The following is a 16,714-nucleotide window of genomic DNA, read 5'->3' on the forward strand; positions in this document are numbered from 1 at the left end:
AGTTCACCCTGAGGGCAGGCCTTCACATCATGGTGGCGTCCGGTCCGATCCGGCTGCGTACGGCTGTCTGGACCTCTGCTTCCTCGGCCGGATCGGCGGCGAGGCGGCGAAGCTGTTCGACGACCCTGGCGTCACCGGTCTCGGCGTGCCGGGCGGCGATCTCGCGGGTGGTCTCCTCGCAGTCCCAGAGGCATTCGACGGCGAAGCCGGTGGGGTAGGAGGGGTCGGTGGCGGCGAGGGCCCGGGCGGCCCGGCCGCGCAGATGGGAGGAGGCCGTCTCCCGGTAGATGTGGCGGAGCACGGGGGCGGCGCAGGCGATGCCGAGCCGTCCGGTGCCGTCGACGAGGGTCCACAGGGTCGGTGCGTCCGGCCCTTCGCCTCGTACGGCCTCGCGCAGGGCCGCGAGCACCAGGTCCGTGTCCTGCATGCCACCGCGGCAGGCGAGCATGCGTCCGGCGGCGGCGCCCAGCGGATCGGGGCGGTGGACCCAGCCGCGGGCCCGGTCGACGGCGGCGACACTGCGCATACGTTCGAAGGCGTCGACGGCGGCCTCCACGACCGGCGCCGAGCCGGTGACCACGGCCGCCTCGATCAGATCGAGGGCATCCGGATCATTGCCGTCGGCGAGGTAGCGCAGCGCGGTGCAGCGGGCTCCCTCGGTGCCGTCCTTGGCGGCGGCGACGATCTCGGCCCGGCCCTCGGGTCCGGCGACGGCCATGAGGCAGCGGGCGGCGGGCACATGGCGCGCGACGCCGCGTTCGACGCCCTGCTCGGCCCACTCGAAGACCGCCTGCACGCTCCACCCCGGACGGGGCCCGGTAGGTCGCATCTGGCGTTGCCAGCGGTCGAAGCAGCCGGTCTCCTGCGCGGCACGCACGCGTGTGGCGATGGATTCGCGCGGATCCTCGGCCCACAGCCGCCACGGCCGTGGTTCGAAGGCATCGCGCACGGTGGCGGCCAGCTCGGCCTCGCCCTCGGCGTCGGTGCCGAAGCGGGCCAGCACGGGGGCGGCCAGGGCGCGCAGCCCGGCGTCGTCGTCCCTGAGTGCGAGCTCGTCCAGGGCCCAGGCCCAGTTGGAGCCCGAGGCGGCGTACCTGCGCAGCAGTTCGAGCGCGTCCCGCCTGCCGTAGGAGGCGAGGTGCCCGAGGACCGCCAGGGCGAGCCCCGTACGGCACTCGTCGTCGTCGAAGTGGTCCTCGACGTCGAAGAGATGGGCCTCGATCTCGTCCAGCTCGCCGCTCAGATCGAGGTAGAGACGGGCGTAGTAAAGGGAGCGGTTCTCCACCTGCCAGTCGTGGCGGGGGTCCCGCAGCACACAGTGGTTCAGAGCCGCGAGCGCCTCGGCGCGCGGTGCGGTGAGCGCGTGCAGTGTGCCGTCGCCGCGGCCCCTCTGGAGGAGGCCGAGCAGCGTACCGCTGGGCGCTATGACCGGTTCGAACATGGGAAACAGCCTCACATCAAGCGTCGACGCAACCGGGATCTTGCTTTACCTGGCCGCGTGACAACACGTCGGGGCGCCCGCCGTTTCCTGCTTGCTGTAGACCATCTTCCTCTGCCTCTCGTCGGTGGCCCATGCGGACCGCATCACGGCCCGCGCGGTGCGGCAACACCTGCCCAGCCATCGCGTCCGTGAATCACGACGTCATGATGACTCGGCACTTACATCTGCCGCGACCGAAATTTCGGCGGCCCTGTACCGCCTCCCCCGTTTTCCGTGTTTTTACTGGTCAGAACATACGGATCAGTGTGCGCCGAACAAGTCGAGCAGTTCCGTCTTGGCGAACATCCGAGCGGTGTCGAGCGCCGACGGGGTCCCCGCGGCCGGATCGGCACCGCTCTCCAGGAGAGCCTTGATGACTTCCGTCTCACCCTTGAAGACGGCCCCGGCGAGCGGGGTCTGGCCCCGGTCGTTGATCCGGTCGGCCTCGGCACCCCGGTCGAGCAGCGCGCGGACCGCGTCGGCGTGGCCGTGATAGGCGGCGAGCATCACGAGGGAGTCGCCACGGTCGTTGGTGAGGTTGGCCGGAACACCCGCGTCGACATACGCCACGAGCGCCTCGGTCTGACCCCGGCGGGCCAGATCGAAGATCTTGGTCGCCAGCTCCACGACCTCGGGGTCGGGGGCTTCAGTCATCGGCCGGACCGCCTCTCATACAACCGTTCAGGTGAATCGCCAGGGTACTGGCTCGCGCGGCACATGACCCGATGTGCCGGAGGTAAAGATCACCACTGACCCGGTCGGACGCAAGTCCCCTGCTCATCCGGCCGAAGCCGACCCCGCCGAGCGAGTGAAATCAATAGAAATTCACCCAGTTGCACCTTTTATCGTATGGATACATGCTGTGAGCCTGGAAGTACTCATGGTGACTGTCCCCACCTGAACCAGGAGCACTCACATGATCTTCTCCATCTCGGGCGTCGTGCTGCTCGGCATCGTCGTCTTCATCTTCTTCCGCAAGGACGGCCTCAAGGCGTCGCACGCCCTGGTCGCCGCCCTGTTCGGCTTCTACCTGGCAAGCACGGCCATCGCCCCCAGCATCAAGGCAGGCGGCGAGAGCCTCGCGAGCCTCCTCGGCGGCATCAAGTTCTGACGCCGTTCCTCCCGTCCGTACGCACCTCCAGGAGACAGCAGTGGTCCGGCGCCCCCTCCCCCGCATCCTGAGCACAGGCAGCGCGCAGATCGCCCGGAGCCGGGAGCTGGCCCGGACGGCGGCCGACAGCGCCACCGACGTCCTCCACCCGCTGATCACGATCACTCGCGGTCTGCGCCGGCTGGCTTCGGCCGGGCGGCGCAGGTGGGCCGACACCCCCAAGGACAAGCGCGGCCCGCTGCTTTTCCTGGTGGCGTCGGTGGTCCTGGTCGTGGCACTCGTGCCGTACGGGCCGCTGCTCGCCGTCATCACCCTGATGGCGGCGGCAGCCTGGCAGGGCCGGGACCGCACCCCAGCGGCCCCGGAGGGCCCCGACGAGTCGCAGACACAGCGTCTGCGGTCTCTGTACGAGGCTCTGGTGCCGTACTTCTCGACCGCCGAGGACCCGGATCCCCTCTTCACCCACGGCGGCGAGTGGGACAAGGCGTTCCCGGTGTACGAGTTCGACGAGACGGGGCGGATCACACAGCTCGTGATCCGCTACCCCGCGTACTTCACGGACGGCGAGGCCGACTCCCGCGCGCGGATCGAGCAGTTGTTGCACGCCAAGTCGGGCCGCGGCCGTGAGTACCGCTTCGCATGGGACGAGGAGGGCAACCAGCTCTCCGTCACCGTCCTGCCGCCGCTGCCGACCGACATCGCCGCCCAGCGTTTCGTCACGTCCCCCGGCGAGACGGTCCTCGGCTTCACCGATCCCACCGAGGTCCAGCGCACGCTCCCGCTCACCTACGGCGAGGAGCAGCGCGACGTACCCCCGGTCGTCTGGCGCACCGGCGTCCGCTCCACCGAGCCGCACCTGCTGGTCATGGGCCAGCCGGGCAGCGGTACCTCGACCCTGCTGCGCTCCATCGCGCTCCAGGCGCTCCTCCACGGCGACGTGGTGATCGTCGAGGGCGGCGGCACCGGTGAGTACGCCTGTCTCACCGGCCGGGACGGCGTCCTGGCGGTCGAGTGCGGGCTGACCGGGGCGCTGGCGAGCCTGGAGTGGGCCGCCACCGAGACGGAGCGGCGCCTGATCGCCATGAACCAGGCGCGCCAGGCGGGCCACCAGCCACCGGACGACACGAAGCGTCCGCTGTGGATCCTCCTGGACCGCCCGAGCGCGTTCACACACCTGGCCGCCGGCGACGGCCATCGCGACCCGCAGTCCCTCCTCCAGGTCCCCCTGCGGCACGGCCGGGCGGCGGGTGTCACGGTGGTCGTGGCCGACCAGTTCGACAGCGCGGACGCGCTGAGCGACGCGGTACGCCAGCACACACGCGCGCGTGTCGTCCTGGGCCCGGCGACGCCGGAGCAGCTGGCCGCGGTCCTGGGCGCTCCCCCGCGCACGACTCCGGCCGCCGACGTCCCGCCCGGCCGTGGTTACGCCCGCCTGGGCACGGGGCCCGTCCATCGCCTTCAGGTACCGGCGACGCCCGACCCGCACGACGAGGCGACGAGCGACGCGGCCCGGCAGGCGGTGCTGGCGTTGCTGCCGCCGCGGACGACGCCGGCGGATTCGGTCCCCGTGGAAGCGGTGGTCGCCGACGCGCCGTAGGTGGTTGCGGTAGTCGTGCGACTGCGGGTGCATGGGGGCTGATCGCGCCCCCGCGGCGGTAGCCGCAAATCGATACAGCCCCGCGCCCCTAGGCGGATCCAGGCGCCGTCATGCCACAAATGTGCGCGGCACTTCGCCGCCTCCGGTCCCCCCGCTCTCCACAATCCGAGCCGCGGCAGCCAGCCTCGCCGCCGCCTCCTCCGCCACCGCTCCCCCCACGGTGAACGGTAGCCGCACATACCCCTCAAAGGCGCCGTCCACCCCGAACCGGGGCCCGGACGGCACCCGAACCCCCACCCGCTCGCCGGCCTCGGCAATGCGGGACCCGGACAGACCTCCGGCGCGCACCCACAACGTCAGCCCACCCCTGGGCACCTCGAACTCCCACGTCGGCAGTTCCCGGCGCACCGCCGCGACCAGGGCGTCCCGGTTCTCCCGTGCCTGTCCACGCCGAATGTCCACGGCCTGCGCCCAGCCCCCCGTGCTGAACAGCCAGTTCACGGCCAGCTGCTCGACCACGGGCGTCCCGAGATCGGCGTACGCGCGTGCCGCGACCAGGCTGCGGATGATGTCCGGAGCCGCGCGCACCCATCCGATGCGCATGCCCGCCCAGAAGGCCTTGCTGGCCGAGCCGACCGTGATCACCGTGGACCCGGCGGGATCGAACCCACACACGGGCCGCGGCATCTCGACCCCCTCGTCCAGCCACAGTTCACTCATCGTCTCGTCGGCGACCAGTACCGTCCCCGCCGACCGGGCCGCGTCCACCAGTTGGCGCCGCTGGTCGTCGTCGGCGAGGGCGCCGGTCGGGTTGTGGAAGTCGGCGACGATGTACGCGAGCCGCGGCGCCGCGTCCCGCAGCACTTGCCGCCAGCGGTCCATGTCCCAGCCGGCCAGCCCCTCGGCCATCGCGACGGGCACGAGCCGCGCGCCGGCCTCACGCATCAGCTGGAGGATGTTGGCGTATGACGGCGACTCGACGGCGATGCGCTCGCCGCGGCCACCGAAGAGATGGCAGATCGCGTCGATGGCGCCCATCGCCCCGGTCGTCACCATGATCTGCTCGGGCATCGTCGGGATCCCGCGCGCGGTGTACCGGTCGGCGATCATCGAGCGCAGCGCGGGCAGCCCCGCCGGGTAGTCGCCATGGGTGTGGGCGTACGGCGGCAGCTCCTCGAGCGCGCCCTGGACGGCACGGGTCAGCCACGGCTCGGGCGCGGGAAGCGCCGCGCAGCCCAGGTCGATCATCGAGCCGAGCGCCTCGGGCGGAAGCGGCTCCAAGCCACGCGCCGGCAGCGGGTTGCCGGCCGGAACGGCGGTCCAGCTGCCGGCTCCGCGCCGCGACTCCAGGAAGCCCTCGGCGCGCAACGCCTCGTACGCCGCCGCCACCGTCGTACGACTGACGGACAGGGACAGGGCCAACTCGCGTTCGGCGGGCAGCCGCGCGGCCACCGGGACACGGCCCTCGAGCACCAGCAGCCGGATACCGTCGGCGAGCGCCCGGTAGGCGGGCGGGCGGCGCGTGCCGGGGCCCGCGGGACGGTCCTGCTGAGAGTTGAGCAGCCGGGCGAGCTGCGCCGCTCCCACCGCCGAGGTCCACTGCGCCATGAAAATCAGTCCACCTTCCCCGAATTGGCCATGGATGATGCTTCCACCCAAGCCACAGGGTGTCATGCACCAGGCCACCACGACCACAGGGGGCACCACTTGTCCGCACAGAGCCGGCTCGGGCGTCGGCTGATCCAGCTGTACGTCGGTCTCGCCCTCTACGGAACGAGTTCCGCACTGCTCGTCGAGGCGGGCCTGGGACTGGAGCCCTGGAACGTGCTGCACCAGGGCCTCGCCGAGCTGACGGGCCTCACGATCGGCGTCGTGTCGATCTTCGTGGGCGCGGCGGTACTCCTGTTGTGGATCCCGTTGCGCCAGCGCCCGGGCCTCGGCACGGTCTCCAACGTCTTCGTGGTCGGCATCGCCATGGACGGAACGCTCGCAGCGATCCCCGATGCCCACACTTTGACCGTGCGGATCCCCCTTCTGCTGGCGGGCATCCTCCTCAACGGAGTGGCCACCGGTCTCTACATCTCCGCCCGTTTCGGGCCGGGACCCCGGGACGGTCTGATGACCGGCCTGCATCAGCGCACCGGCCGCTCGATCCGACTGATGCGGACGGCCGTCGAGATCGCGGTCGTGGCCACCGGCTTCGCCCTCGGCGGCACCATCGGCATCGGCACGGTGCTCTACGCGGTGTCCATCGGCCCGCTCGCCCAGCTCTTCCTCCGGCTGTTCGACGTCCCTTCGGCATCGGACAGCAGCACGATCGTTGCCACCGGGCAACCCCGGCGCGCGATACTGCGTCGGTGAGCACCCGGATACGCCACCCCTACCTCGACCACCCCGGCCCGATCCCCTTCGCCCATCGGGGCGGGGCGGCGGACGGTCTGGAGAACACCCTGCTCCAGTTTCAGCGGGCGGTCGAGACCGGCTATCGGTACCTGGAGACCGACGTCCACGCCACGGCGGACGGGAAGCTCGTCGCCTTCCACGACAGCACCCTGGACCGGATGACCGACGGGGCGGGCCGGATCACGGACCTGCCCTGGGCGGACGTGCGGCACGCGCGCGTGGCGGGCAAGGAGCCGGTGCCGCTCTTCGAGGAGCTCCTGGAGACGTTCCCCGAGGCCCGCTGGAACGTCGACATCAAGGACGAGCCGGCGCTCCACCCTCTCCTGGAGCTGATCGAGCGCACCGGCACCTGGGACCGGATCTGCGTCGGCTCCTTCTCCGAGGCCCGGGTCCTTCGCGCCCAGCGCCTGGCCGGCCCGCGTCTGGCGACCTCGTACGGCACCCGGGGCGTCCTCAATCTGCGGCTGCGCTCCTGGGGTGTGCCGGCCGTGCTGCGCGGCTCCGCGGTCGCCGCCCAGGTGCCCGAGGCCCAGAACGGCATCCAGGTCGTCGACCACCGCTTCGTGCGGACCGCCCACGCGCGCGGGCTGCAGGTGCACGTGTGGACCATCAATGATCCCGATGCCATGCACCGGCTCCTGGACCTGGGAGTGGATGGCATCATGACCGATCACATCGACACGTTGCGCAAGGTCATGGAGGACCGGGGCGTCTGGGTCTGACAGCCCTCGCTCCCCTGGAACCGCGGACTGGGCGCGGGACCACCAAGGGGGCCGGGTTGGGCACCGACGCCATACGGACAACGGACGCCGACGAGGCCGCCGAGCGACGGCGCGAACAGCGCGGCTGGTACTTCTACGACTGGGCGTGCTCCGTCTACTCGACGAGCGTGCTCACCGTGTTCCTCGGCCCGTATCTGACCTCGGTGGCGGAGAAGGCCGCCGACGCGGACGGATACGTCCACCCCCTGGGCATTCCGGTGCGGGCCGGTGCCTTCTTCGCGTACTCGGTGTCCCTGTCCGTGATCGTGGCCGTGCTGGTGATGCCCCTGGTCGGCGTGGCAGCCGACCGCACGGGCCGCAAGAAACCTCTGTTGGCGGCTGCCGCCTACACCGGGGCCACGGCGACGGCGGCCATGTTCTTCCTCGGCGGCGACCGCTATCTGCTGGGCGGCGTCCTGCTCATCGTCGCGAACGCCGCGTCGGCCGTCGGGGCGATGCTCTACAACTCCTACCTCCCGCAGATCGCCCCGCCCGAGGAACGCGACGCGGTCTCCTCCCGGGGCTGGGCCTTCGGCTACGCGGCGGGCTCGCTGGTGCTGGTGGTGAACCTGGTCCTCTACACCACCCACGACTCCTTCGGGCTCTCCGAGGGCATGGCCGTACGGATCTGCCTGGCGTCGGCGGGGCTGTGGTGGGGTGCCTTCACCCTCGTACCGCTCCGAAGGCTGCACGACCGCCGGATGCCGCAGCAGGAGGCGACCGCGCCCGGCTTCCGCCAACTGGCGGCCACCGTCCGCGACATGCGCCGCCATCCGCTGACGCTCTCCTTCCTCCTGGCGTACCTCGTCTACAACGACGGCATCCAGACCGTGATCTCCCAGGCGTCCGTCTACGGCTCCGAGGAACTCGGCCTCGGCCAGTCGACGCTCATCGGTGCCGTCCTGCTCGTCCAGGTGCTGGCGGTGGCGGGCGCACTGGGCATGGGCCGGCTGGCCCGCGTGTACGGTGCGAAACGCACGATCCTCGGTTCACTGGTGGCCTGGACGCTGACCCTGGCGGCGGGCTACTTCCTGCCCGCCGGGGCACCGGTGTGGTTCTTCGTACTGGCTGCCGGAATCGGTCTGGTCCTCGGTGGCAGCCAGGCCCTGTCCCGCTCCCTGTTCTCCCACCTCGTCCCGCCGGGCAAGGAGGCCGAGTACTTCTCGGCGTACGAGATGAGCGACCGCGGCATGAGCTGGCTGGGCCCGCTTCTGTTCGGGCTCACCTACCAGCTGACCGGAAGTTATCGGGACGCGATCATCTCGCTGGTGATCTTCTTCATTCTGGGGTTCTGCCTGCTCGCACGGGTTCCGGTGCGCCAGGCGATCAGCGACGCGGGCAATCCCGTTCCTGAGAAGATTTAGCGTTCAGCGCGAAAGGGCGGTAGTGTACGCGTTTGGCCTGCCAGGCGTACCGTTACTGCGCGTCAAAGATGGCGAAACGCTGGGTGACACCTGCTAGCAGATGTGACAAACCGGGCGCAGGTGGGTACAACAAGGGGCGGCTACGACGGCGACGCATGACCCGGAACGGGAATCTTTACTGCCGACCGGACGTTGACCGGATGACGACGACAGCGACACCTGTCCTGTGGGCGACAAGCCCGGGAGGCACGATTCATGAGTGAGCGAGCTCTTCGCGGCACGCGCCTCGTGGTGACCAGCTACGAGACGGACCGCGGCATCGACCTGGCCCCGCGCCAGGCCGTGGAGTACGCATGCGAGAAGGGACATCGCTTTGAGATGCCCTTCTCGGTCGAGGCGGAGATCCCGCCGGAGTGGGAGTGCAAGGTCTGCGGGGCCCAAGCACTCCTCGTGGACGGCGACGGCCCTGAAGAAAAGAAGGCCAAGCCCGCGCGTACGCATTGGGACATGCTGATGGAGCGGCGCACCCGCGAGGAACTCGAAGAGGTCCTCGAGGAGCGCCTGGCCGTTCTGCGCTCAGGGGCGATGAACATCGCGATTCACCCCAGGGACAGCCGCAAGTCCGCGTAGTCCCGCCGCGGTTTGGGCGGAACACAACGCAATATCGAGACCGCGGGCGCCGTACTTCCTGTACGGCGCCCGCGGTCTCGTGCGTTCGGCGCGAGCCGAGCGGGGCTCAGCCCATCAGCGGAGGACGCGGCTCCTGGGGCGCGTCCCGGGGCTCGTCCCGGATGACCTCGCCCTGGACGACCTTGCCGTCGGGGCGTTGCATACGGGCCTGCTGGAAGGCGTCGCCCAGGGTGCCCGGGCCGGCCTCGCGGAGCTTGCGCTCGAAGGTGCGCTCCGCACGGCGGGCGATGACCTTCTGGACCGGCGGGATCAGCAGAACCAGGCCCACCGCGTCCGAGACCAGACCGGGGAGCATGAGAAGCAGCCCGCCCAGCATCAGCAGACCGTTGCCACCGCCGCCGGAGGGGGCCGTGCCACGCTGCAGGGCCTCGTTGAGGTTCTGGAAGGCCCGTCGGCCGGCCCGCTTGATGACCACCGCGCCGAGCACGAGGCCGCCGAGCAGCAGCAGGAACACCAGGAACCCGCTCGTGGCGCCTGCCACCACGGTCAGCAGCCAGATCTCCAGCACCAGCCACGCGGCGATCCCCAGCGGCAGGAAGGTGCGCAGCCGGGAGCGCGGGGGCCGGGCGGGGTACGTCGGGGTCGGAGCGCCAGTCGTCATGTGTCCAGTGTGCCTGGGCACGGCTCAGCGCGGGATAAGGGGACGATCAGCGGGGCCTGTGCGGCCGTACGGCTGCCGTCAGGCCTTCTTGTCGCGGCCCAGCACCTTGCCGACCCGCTCCCCCACGCCCCACGTGGTGACCCGCCACAGGGCCTCCACGAGGATGTCGCGGCTCATCTTGGAGTCGCCGTGCTCGCGCTCGACGAAGGTGATGGGGACCTCGACGACGTGGTAGCCGGCCCTGATCGCTCGGCGGGCCAGGTCGACCTGGAAGCAGTAGCCCTGCGAGGCGACCTCACCGAGGCCGAGGCCTTCGAGGGTCTCGCGGCGGAAGGCGCGGTAGCCGCCGGTGACATCCCGGATCGGAACGTCGAGCAGGACGCGCGAGTAGAGGCTGCCGCCGCGGGAGATGAACTCGCGGGACTTGGGCCAGTTCACGACCCGGCCGCCTGGCACCCAGCGGGAGCCGAGGACCAGGTCGGCGCCCTTGAGGGCGGTCAGCAGGCGGGGCAGTTCCTCGGGCTGGTGGGAGCCGTCGGCGTCCATCTCGACCAGGACGCCGTAACCGTGCTCCAGGCCCCAGGCGAAGCCCGCGAGGTAGGCGGCGCCGAGGCCCTCCTTGCCCTTGCGGTGCAGGATCTGGACATGATCGTCGGTGGCCGCCAGCTCGTCGGCGAGCTTGCCGGTGCCGTCGGGGCTGTTGTCGTCGGCGACGAGGACGTGCGCCTCGGGGACGGCCTTGCGCACCCGGCCGACGATCGCCTTGATGTTCTCCGCCTCGTTGTAGGTCGGAATGATCACCAAGGCGGTGCCGAGCGGGCCGAACTGCCTCCCGTGGCCCTGTGCCGCGAGGGTCCCGTCGCCGTCGTTCACTGCTGCCCCTTCAGGTTCGTACGCAGGCGTCCACCATAGTGGTCGCCGCCTGGGCCGACGTGACAGGACGTTCGTATGGTGGTGTCGTTTTAACAAAAGCGGGGTAAGAATGCGCTTCTCGGCAGCTGTGCGTACTGCGGATGGGGGCCCGGCGCCCTTCGGGCCGACCTGGGACCCGCTGGCTGCGGATCGACCGAAAGCCGTTGTCTACTGAGCGCCCGGGCCCCACCCGGGTCACACCTCCCCGACCGGCCGGAACGTTCCCTCGCGGCAGCGCGGGCGCTGAGCCTGGCTGCCAGTGGCGGTGCCCGGTGCGGCACACCGTCCCTGACCCAGCGGCGCGGCGACGAGTTGACGGACGTTCCCCGGTCGGGCGTCCGGTGGTGGACTGGGCCGAACCTACCGGCCCCCTGCCGTCGGCTGTCAACAGCTGTTTGACCTGCGCATCTTCACTCAAAGCCCTGGTCAGTGGGGAGGATACGCAGGTCGCGCGACGGGCGGCGGCGCCCGATCGGAGCCGCGCCACCCCGGGAGATCACTCGCCCGGCCGTACGAACACGGTCCGGCCGCCCACCACGGTGCGCAGGCAGACCGGGAGGTCGGCGCCCGGCGACAGGTCGGGCAGGCCGGGGGTGCCGGAGCGAGGGTCGGTCGACCAGCGGGCGACCCGGTCGTCGGGAGCCTGGACGACGAGCTCGTCCGTGCGCCACACCGCGTAGTCGGCGGGCGCACCCGGCACCAGGACACCCGCGTCGTCTCGGCCGATCGCCCGCCAGCCGCCCCGCGTGTGGGCCGTGAACGCGGCGCGCACGGAGACGCGGTGCTCGGGCGTGCGGTGGAAGGCGGCGGCGCGGACCGTGCCCCACGGGTCGAGCGGGGTGACGGGGCTGTCGGAGCCGAAGGCGAGCGGCACGCCGGCCTTCAGGAGGGCCGCGAAGGGGTTCAGGGCGCGCGCCCGCTCCACGCCCAGGCGCTGAGCGTACATGCCGTCCTCGCCGCCCCACAGCGCGTCGAAGGCGGGCTGCACGGAGGCGGTCAGGCCCAGGTCGGCGAAGGCGGCGATGGTCTCGGGGGTGAGCATCTCGGCGTGCTCGACGCGGTGCCGGGCGCCGCGGACACGGGCCAGGCCGACCTTCTCTGCGGCGGCGCGCATGCCCTCGACCACGGCGGTCACGGCGGCGTCGCCGATCGCGTGGAAGCCCGCCTGGAGGCCCGCCTCGGTGCAGGCGACGACATGTGCGGCCACGGCGGCCGCGTCCAGGTAGGCGGTGCCGGTGTGCCCGGCGTCGGTGTACGGCTGGTGCAGACAGGCGGTGTGGGAGCCGAGGGCGCCGTCGACGAAGAGGTCGCCGGCCGCGCCCAGAGCGCCCAGCTCCCGCACCTTGTCGACATCCTGCTCCGCCCAGTAGCCCACGACCCGCGGCCCGGCCTCCTCGGCGGCGAGCCGCAGCAGGCCGGTGAAGTCGTCCTCGGAGGAGATCTCGGGGCCGGCACACTCGTGGACCGAGCCGACGCCGAGGGAGGCGGCCCGGGCGAGCGCGGTGCGCTGCGCCCCGATGCGCTGGGCCGGGGTGATCGCGGCCAGGGCGGTGGCGCGTACGGCGTGGTGGGCGTCGGCGGTGAGCGGGCCGTCGGGGCGCCCCAGGGACGTCATGTCGAGCAGGGCCGTGGTCACGACCGCCGAGTGGACGTCGATACGGGACAGATAGAGCGGGCGGCCTCCGGTGGCCTCGTCCAGCTCCGCGCGCGTGGGCGGCCGTCCGCCGGGCCAGCGGGCGGCGTCCCAGCCGTGACCGAGCAGGACCCGGTCGCCGGGGCGGTCCGCGGCAAAGTCCCGTACAAGGGCGAGGGCCGCTTCGAGGGAGGGTGCGTCGGACAGGTCCAGGCCGGTCAGGGCGAGCCCGGTGGAGGTGGTGTGCACATGCGCGTCGGTGAACGCGGGCGTGACCAGGGCACCGTCCAGATCGACGACCTCGTCGACCCCGTCCGAGAAGGCGTCGGCGGCCCCTTCCGAACCGACCCAGGCGACTTGGCCACGCTCGACGACCATCGCGGTGGCGAAGGGATCGGCGGGGCTGTGGACCTCTCCTCGACGGAGCAGGACAGTCTTGGGCGCGGGGCTGGACTCACTCATGGGGAACAGTCTCGCGTGTTGTCCGGACGGTCTGGGACAGGGGGCGCCTTCAGCGCCCCTCAGGGGCGCGGGGCCGTGTCGATTTGCGGCTACCGCCGCGTGGGCGCGACCAGCCACAACCGACCCGCACCCGCCGACGGAACACCACTCAGATCCTCGGAGGGCGAGCCTCGTACGGGGTCGACAGCACCACAGTCGTCCGCGTCGACACCCCCGCCAGCGACCGCAGCCGAGCCAGCAACTCCTCCAGCTCGTGCGGCGTGGCCACCCGGACCTTGAGGATGTAGTTCTCGTCGCCCGCAACGCTGTGACAGGCCTCGATCTCCGGCACGCCCGCGAGGCGCTCGGCGATGTCGTCCGGCGCACTGGGATCGAACGGTTTCACCGAGATGAACGCGGTCATGGGCAGCCCGACGGCCTCGGGGTCGACGACGGCGGCGTACCCACGGATGACGCCACGCTGCTCCAGCCGGCGCACCCGCTGGTGCACGGCCGACGTGGACAGGCCCGTGGCCTTGCCGAGGTCTGTGTAGCTCATCCGCCCGTCCTTGACGAGCAGCTGCACGATCTGACGGTCCAGCTCCTCCATGGCGCAAGAACCTACAGTGCCCTTGATCTCCTCGGATACCTGAGCGGCGCAGGTCATACCCGGTTCGTGATGTGGCCGAGAGCGACCTGTGAGCCATCTGAGGGACAAAGCGGCCGCCCCGGGCATCTGCAAGCGGCATGTGACGAACGCCACAGCGCCCGAACGCTCTCCGTGATGTTCTCGTGATTACCGCCGAGACGGGGCGGGAAGTGCTTGCTGTGGTCGAGGCCGCAGCGCCTTCACGGCCCAGCCCGAGGGGGAGAACCCAATGCAGAGTCTTAAGCGCCCTGGTCGTACCGCACCCAAGCGACTCCAGGCGGTCGTCGAGCCCGAGCCGGAGGGCGTCGAACCCGACGCTCTCGACGACGAACTCGACGCGTACGACACCTTCGAGATGTTCCGGGTGGTCTGCCCGGACTGTGCGCAGCCCATCGCGCTGCTGGCGGACGAGGAGGTCCTGCCGGAGCACGCGCTGTGCATCTCGCCCTGGAACCCGTTCGGGCTCACGGTCTGCGCCGGCACCGGCCGCCGCGCCTCCGACGCGCGTGCCGCGGACGAGGACCTGGAGCCCCAGGAGCAGGACACCGCCCTGCTGTTGACACTCCCTCAGGGGCTCGACTGGAGGACCCAGCCCTTCTCGCACGTCGGCGGACCGGGCTCGCGCCCGATGAGGGTCCCCGTCATGCGGCGCCACGCCGCCTGAGCGCATCCCAGTAGCGCGGACCGCGTCGCTCAATCCCAGTAGCTGCCCTGCACCATGGCTCGCAGGCTGTCGTGGTGCAGGATCAGTGTGTCCGGGTCCGCCGGGACGACGGCTTCGCCGAAGTACACCTGCCGATAGGCGACACGCAGCATGACGACGGCGTGCCGCAGGGCGGCGTACAGCGTGTGGAAGTCCATGTCCCGCGGTGTGTGGCCGGTCAGTCGGGCGTAGCGTGTCTCGACCCGGTCGCGGCGGAAGAAGTCCGGCAGGCCGCGCTGTCCGAAGCCGACCGTCAGGTCCTGGAAGAAGCGGTGCAGGTAGATCGTCCAGCCGAGGTCCACCTCGCGCGGGGCGAGTGCCGCCATCTCCCAGTCGAGGACGGCCGCGGGTTCGAATCCGTCGTAGACGACGTTCCCGATGCGCGCGTCACCCCAGTTGAGGACGGGCGTGCCCGGATCGGCGGGCCAGAGGTGCTCCAGCCGGTCGAAGGCGTCCTCGATGAGGGGTGAGCGGGCGACGCCGTCAACGACCCATTCGTAGTAGGCGCGTTGGGCGGCGACGTGACGGCGCAGGGCGTCACCCTCGCCGGGGAGGGCGAGGAACTCGGCGTCCCGCAGCGGCACTTGTTCGTGAAGCCGGGCCAACAGGCCCACCGAGGCCGCCTCCAGGTGCTCGCGCTCCGCGTCGTTCGCCGCGTGCAGCCAGTTGCCCTCGTACGTGTAGGGCATGACGTCCGGCGGCACCCGCCCCTCGACGCGCTCCATGACGAAGAAGGGCGCGCCGAGCGGGCCCGGGTCCTCCTCCAGCCACAGCACCTTCGGCACGGGCAGGTCCGAGTGCTCGCCCACGACGCGCATCGTGCGGTATTGGCGGACCATGTCGTACACCGGGAAGACCGTGTACGCCGCCGGGTCCGCCGCGAGCCGCAACGCGCAGGCGCGCAGTGGGGGTTCGGGGTGCTCGATGTCGAAGAGCAGGGTCTCGCTGGACATGCCGTTGGACGCGGGGGCGGTGACGCCGACGGCCTTGGCGCCGGGCAGGCGGGTGCCGAGCCAGGCGGTGAGGCGGCGGGCGATGTCCTCCGGGTCGCGGGTGCTGGTGCGCGGACGAGGCGCCGTCGTCATGTGGTCAACCCCCTTGTGGTGCACCCGACTTACGGTGCGACCGAGTCGAAGCCGGTGAACCCGCTCGGGTCGTGCCGTCCGAACGAGCCGTGCTCGAAGATGCCGTGGCCGATCCGGCCGTCGAGGCGGAAGCGGGCGGCGTGGTCGGTGACCCCGTACGCGGCCAGGGTGTGCGGCTGCGTGAGGTCGTAGGTGCGCCGGTCGGTCCAGCCGTGGCCGCGCCAGGTGCCGTGCTGCCAGTCGTCGGCGGGCGGGTAGCCGGCGCCGATCGCCAGCGGGGAGGAGGTGAGGATCTCGACCTCGAGCTCCTGCGGTTTGCGCACGTCGCCGAGGTGGACGAGGGCGCGTTCGGGGTGGCGGGTACCGGGGCGGTAGGTGATCTCGGGCTGGGGCCAGCCGAGTTGGCGGTCGGGGTGGCCGGGGCGGACGAGGGTGGCGTCGTTGAGGACGCGGTAGCCGTCGGCGTCCTCCTGGACGATCACCATCAGGAAGCGGTCCTCGAAGCGGACGGGGCACCAGAGCCAGTGGAAGCCCTCGGTGGGGTGCTCCTCGGCGAGGCGGCCGCCTTCCTCGCCGGGGACGGGGCGCACACCCCAGCTGCGGTCGCGGGTGCCGGTCCACTCCGTGGCGGTGACGTGGAACTCCTCGCCTCCGGCGCGCACAGTGCCCGCCACGTCGCCCGCCTGTACGAAGCGACGCCCTTCCAGGGTGAGTCGACCGCCCCGGCGCTGCACATGGTGGGGTTCCCACAGTGCGGGGAAGGCGGCGGTCCAGGTCAGGTCGTACGACAGCGAGTCGTCGTCACAGACGAGGCGCAGACGGTGCAGCGGCTGCTCGACCTCGATCCTCAGCGGCCCCACCGTGAGCCGCATCCGGTCCTCGCCGAGGGCGTCCGAGGCCCGCACCGCGTGCAGGGTGTCCCCCACCCGCAGCGTCGCGTACGCGTCGATCACCCCCAGGTTCGGGTACACCCCGAGCCCCACGATCAGCAGCGCCCGCCCCTCGTGGTCGAGGACATGGAAGATGCAGCGGTCGTAGGCATTCCGGTCCCCCGTCGCCACGTGCTTCATGGAGAGCGGCACCTGGTGCACCGGGTACTCGTCGAGCGGTACGGGACGGTCGTCGGCCACGGCAAACCTCCCTGCAGGCGGCTGGGCTGACGGTACGTCAGACCGCGGTAGGTGGCCAGATACCGTGCTGCACGACGTCCGCGAACTCACGGTCGATTCCGTCGGCGGGTGACCTGTCCGGCCGTCACCGCGTTGCCCTGGTATGACCCCCACA

Annotated in this window: 16 protein-coding genes; 7 read left to right on the forward strand and 9 right to left on the reverse strand. The window is 71.2% G+C overall.

Annotation, left to right across the window (positions count from 1 at the left end; translation table 11 throughout):
* Window positions 1–22: 22 nt before the first annotated feature.
* Complete coding sequence (locus OHU89_RS10335) at window positions 23–1,441, reverse strand: HEAT repeat domain-containing protein (protein ID WP_405641875.1); 1,419 nt, start codon at window positions 1,439–1,441, stop codon at window positions 23–25.
* 300 nt (window positions 1,442–1,741) lie between these two features.
* A complete protein-coding gene (locus OHU89_RS10340; RefSeq protein WP_405641877.1) occupies window positions 1,742–2,134 on the reverse strand; it encodes an ankyrin repeat domain-containing protein in 393 nt (130 codons plus the stop codon).
* Window positions 2,135–2,396: 262 nt separating this feature from the next.
* Here OHU89_RS10340 and OHU89_RS10345 point away from each other — a divergent pair, with 262 nt between their 5' ends.
* Window positions 2,397–2,591 carry a hypothetical protein gene (locus OHU89_RS10345; RefSeq protein ID WP_046262076.1) on the forward strand — a complete coding sequence of 65 codons (195 nt, stop codon included), beginning with the start codon at window positions 2,397–2,399 and terminating at the stop codon, window positions 2,589–2,591.
* Between the two features lie 40 nt (window positions 2,592–2,631).
* Complete coding sequence (locus OHU89_RS10350; protein WP_405641879.1) at window positions 2,632–4,188, forward strand: ABC transporter ATP-binding protein; 1,557 nt, start codon at window positions 2,632–2,634, stop codon at window positions 4,186–4,188.
* A gap of 108 nt (window positions 4,189–4,296) precedes the next feature.
* Here OHU89_RS10350 and OHU89_RS10355 read toward each other — a convergent pair whose 3' ends face one another.
* On the reverse strand, window positions 4,297–5,796 hold the full coding sequence (locus tag OHU89_RS10355; RefSeq protein WP_405641881.1) for a PLP-dependent aminotransferase family protein: 1,500 nt from the start codon (window positions 5,794–5,796) through the stop codon (window positions 4,297–4,299).
* 99 nt (window positions 5,797–5,895) lie between these two features.
* Here OHU89_RS10355 and OHU89_RS10360 point away from each other — a divergent pair, with 99 nt between their 5' ends.
* From OHU89_RS10360 to OHU89_RS10375, 4 genes are all read left to right on the forward strand, one after another.
* Window positions 5,896–6,549, forward strand: coding sequence for a YitT family protein (locus OHU89_RS10360; RefSeq protein ID WP_405641882.1), 654 nt, complete (start codon window positions 5,896–5,898; stop codon window positions 6,547–6,549).
* Window positions 6,546–7,313 carry a glycerophosphodiester phosphodiesterase gene (locus tag OHU89_RS10365; RefSeq protein ID WP_405641884.1) on the forward strand — a complete coding sequence of 256 codons (768 nt, stop codon included), beginning with the start codon at window positions 6,546–6,548 and terminating at the stop codon, window positions 7,311–7,313. Before OHU89_RS10360 ends, OHU89_RS10365 begins: the two co-directional genes overlap by 4 nt.
* A gap of 56 nt (window positions 7,314–7,369) precedes the next feature.
* Entirely contained in the window at window positions 7,370–8,716 is a 1,347-nt protein-coding gene (locus OHU89_RS10370; protein WP_405641885.1) for an MFS transporter, read from the forward strand.
* A 255-nt stretch (window positions 8,717–8,971) separates the two neighbouring features.
* On the forward strand, window positions 8,972–9,346 hold the full coding sequence (locus OHU89_RS10375; RefSeq protein ID WP_010046329.1) for an RNA polymerase-binding protein RbpA: 375 nt from the start codon (window positions 8,972–8,974) through the stop codon (window positions 9,344–9,346).
* A 106-nt stretch (window positions 9,347–9,452) separates the two neighbouring features.
* Here OHU89_RS10375 and fxsA read toward each other — a convergent pair whose 3' ends face one another.
* The 4 genes from fxsA to OHU89_RS10395 all read right to left on the reverse strand — a co-directional run bounded on the left by fxsA (window position 9,453) and on the right by OHU89_RS10395 (window position 13,603).
* Window positions 9,453–10,007, reverse strand: a complete 555-nt coding sequence (gene fxsA / locus OHU89_RS10380; RefSeq protein ID WP_405641887.1) for an FxsA family membrane protein — start codon at window positions 10,005–10,007, stop codon at window positions 9,453–9,455.
* A 78-nt stretch (window positions 10,008–10,085) separates the two neighbouring features.
* A complete protein-coding gene (locus OHU89_RS10385) occupies window positions 10,086–10,880 on the reverse strand; it encodes a polyprenol monophosphomannose synthase (RefSeq protein WP_266895153.1) in 795 nt (264 codons plus the stop codon).
* A gap of 535 nt (window positions 10,881–11,415) precedes the next feature.
* Window positions 11,416–13,014, reverse strand: a complete 1,599-nt coding sequence (locus OHU89_RS10390) for an amidohydrolase (protein ID WP_405641889.1) — start codon at window positions 13,012–13,014, stop codon at window positions 11,416–11,418.
* A gap of 148 nt (window positions 13,015–13,162) precedes the next feature.
* Window positions 13,163–13,603 carry an Lrp/AsnC family transcriptional regulator gene (locus OHU89_RS10395; RefSeq protein ID WP_030677853.1) on the reverse strand — a complete coding sequence of 147 codons (441 nt, stop codon included), beginning with the start codon at window positions 13,601–13,603 and terminating at the stop codon, window positions 13,163–13,165.
* Between the two features lie 268 nt (window positions 13,604–13,871).
* On the opposite strand from OHU89_RS10395, the gene OHU89_RS10400 reads away from it, so the two are divergent.
* Entirely contained in the window at window positions 13,872–14,306 is a 435-nt protein-coding gene (locus tag OHU89_RS10400) for a hypothetical protein (protein ID WP_266895147.1), read from the forward strand.
* Window positions 14,307–14,335: 29 nt separating this feature from the next.
* Here the strand turns inward: OHU89_RS10400 and OHU89_RS10405 are convergent, their stop codons facing one another.
* Window positions 14,336–15,430, reverse strand: a complete 1,095-nt coding sequence (locus tag OHU89_RS10405; protein WP_405641891.1) for a phosphotransferase family protein — start codon at window positions 15,428–15,430, stop codon at window positions 14,336–14,338.
* A gap of 29 nt (window positions 15,431–15,459) precedes the next feature.
* Window positions 15,460–16,560: a hypothetical protein gene (locus OHU89_RS10410; protein WP_405641893.1), complete on the reverse strand. Its 1,101-nt coding sequence runs from the start codon at window positions 16,558–16,560 to the stop codon at window positions 15,460–15,462.
* Window positions 16,561–16,714: the final 154 nt, after the last annotated feature.

The organism is Streptomyces sp. NBC_00019, from assembly GCF_045041015.1.
Lineage (GTDB): Bacteria > Actinomycetota > Actinomycetes > Streptomycetales > Streptomycetaceae > Streptomyces.

Bases quoted from the DNA above. Each gene is read 5' to 3' on its own strand.
- OHU89_RS10335 (WP_405641875.1), bottom strand. From the start codon at position 1,441: ATGTTCGAACCGGTCATAGCGCCCAGCGGTACGCTGCTCGGCCTCCTC.
- OHU89_RS10340 (WP_405641877.1), bottom strand. From the start codon at position 2,134: ATGACTGAAGCCCCCGACCCCGAGGTCGTGGAGCTGGCGACCAAGATC.
- OHU89_RS10345 (WP_046262076.1), top strand. From the start codon at position 2,397: ATGATCTTCTCCATCTCGGGCGTCGTGCTGCTCGGCATCGTCGTCTTC.
- OHU89_RS10355 (WP_405641881.1), bottom strand. From the start codon at position 5,796: ATGGCGCAGTGGACCTCGGCGGTGGGAGCGGCGCAGCTCGCCCGGCTG.
- OHU89_RS10375 (WP_010046329.1), top strand. From the start codon at position 8,972: ATGAGTGAGCGAGCTCTTCGCGGCACGCGCCTCGTGGTGACCAGCTAC.
- fxsA (WP_405641887.1), bottom strand. From the start codon at position 10,007: ATGACGACTGGCGCTCCGACCCCGACGTACCCCGCCCGGCCCCCGCGC.
- OHU89_RS10390 (WP_405641889.1), bottom strand. From the start codon at position 13,014: ATGAGTGAGTCCAGCCCCGCGCCCAAGACTGTCCTGCTCCGTCGAGGA.
- OHU89_RS10395 (WP_030677853.1), bottom strand. From the start codon at position 13,603: ATGGAGGAGCTGGACCGTCAGATCGTGCAGCTGCTCGTCAAGGACGGG.
- OHU89_RS10400 (WP_266895147.1), top strand. From the start codon at position 13,872: ATGCAGAGTCTTAAGCGCCCTGGTCGTACCGCACCCAAGCGACTCCAG.
- OHU89_RS10405 (WP_405641891.1), bottom strand. From the start codon at position 15,430: ATGACGACGGCGCCTCGTCCGCGCACCAGCACCCGCGACCCGGAGGAC.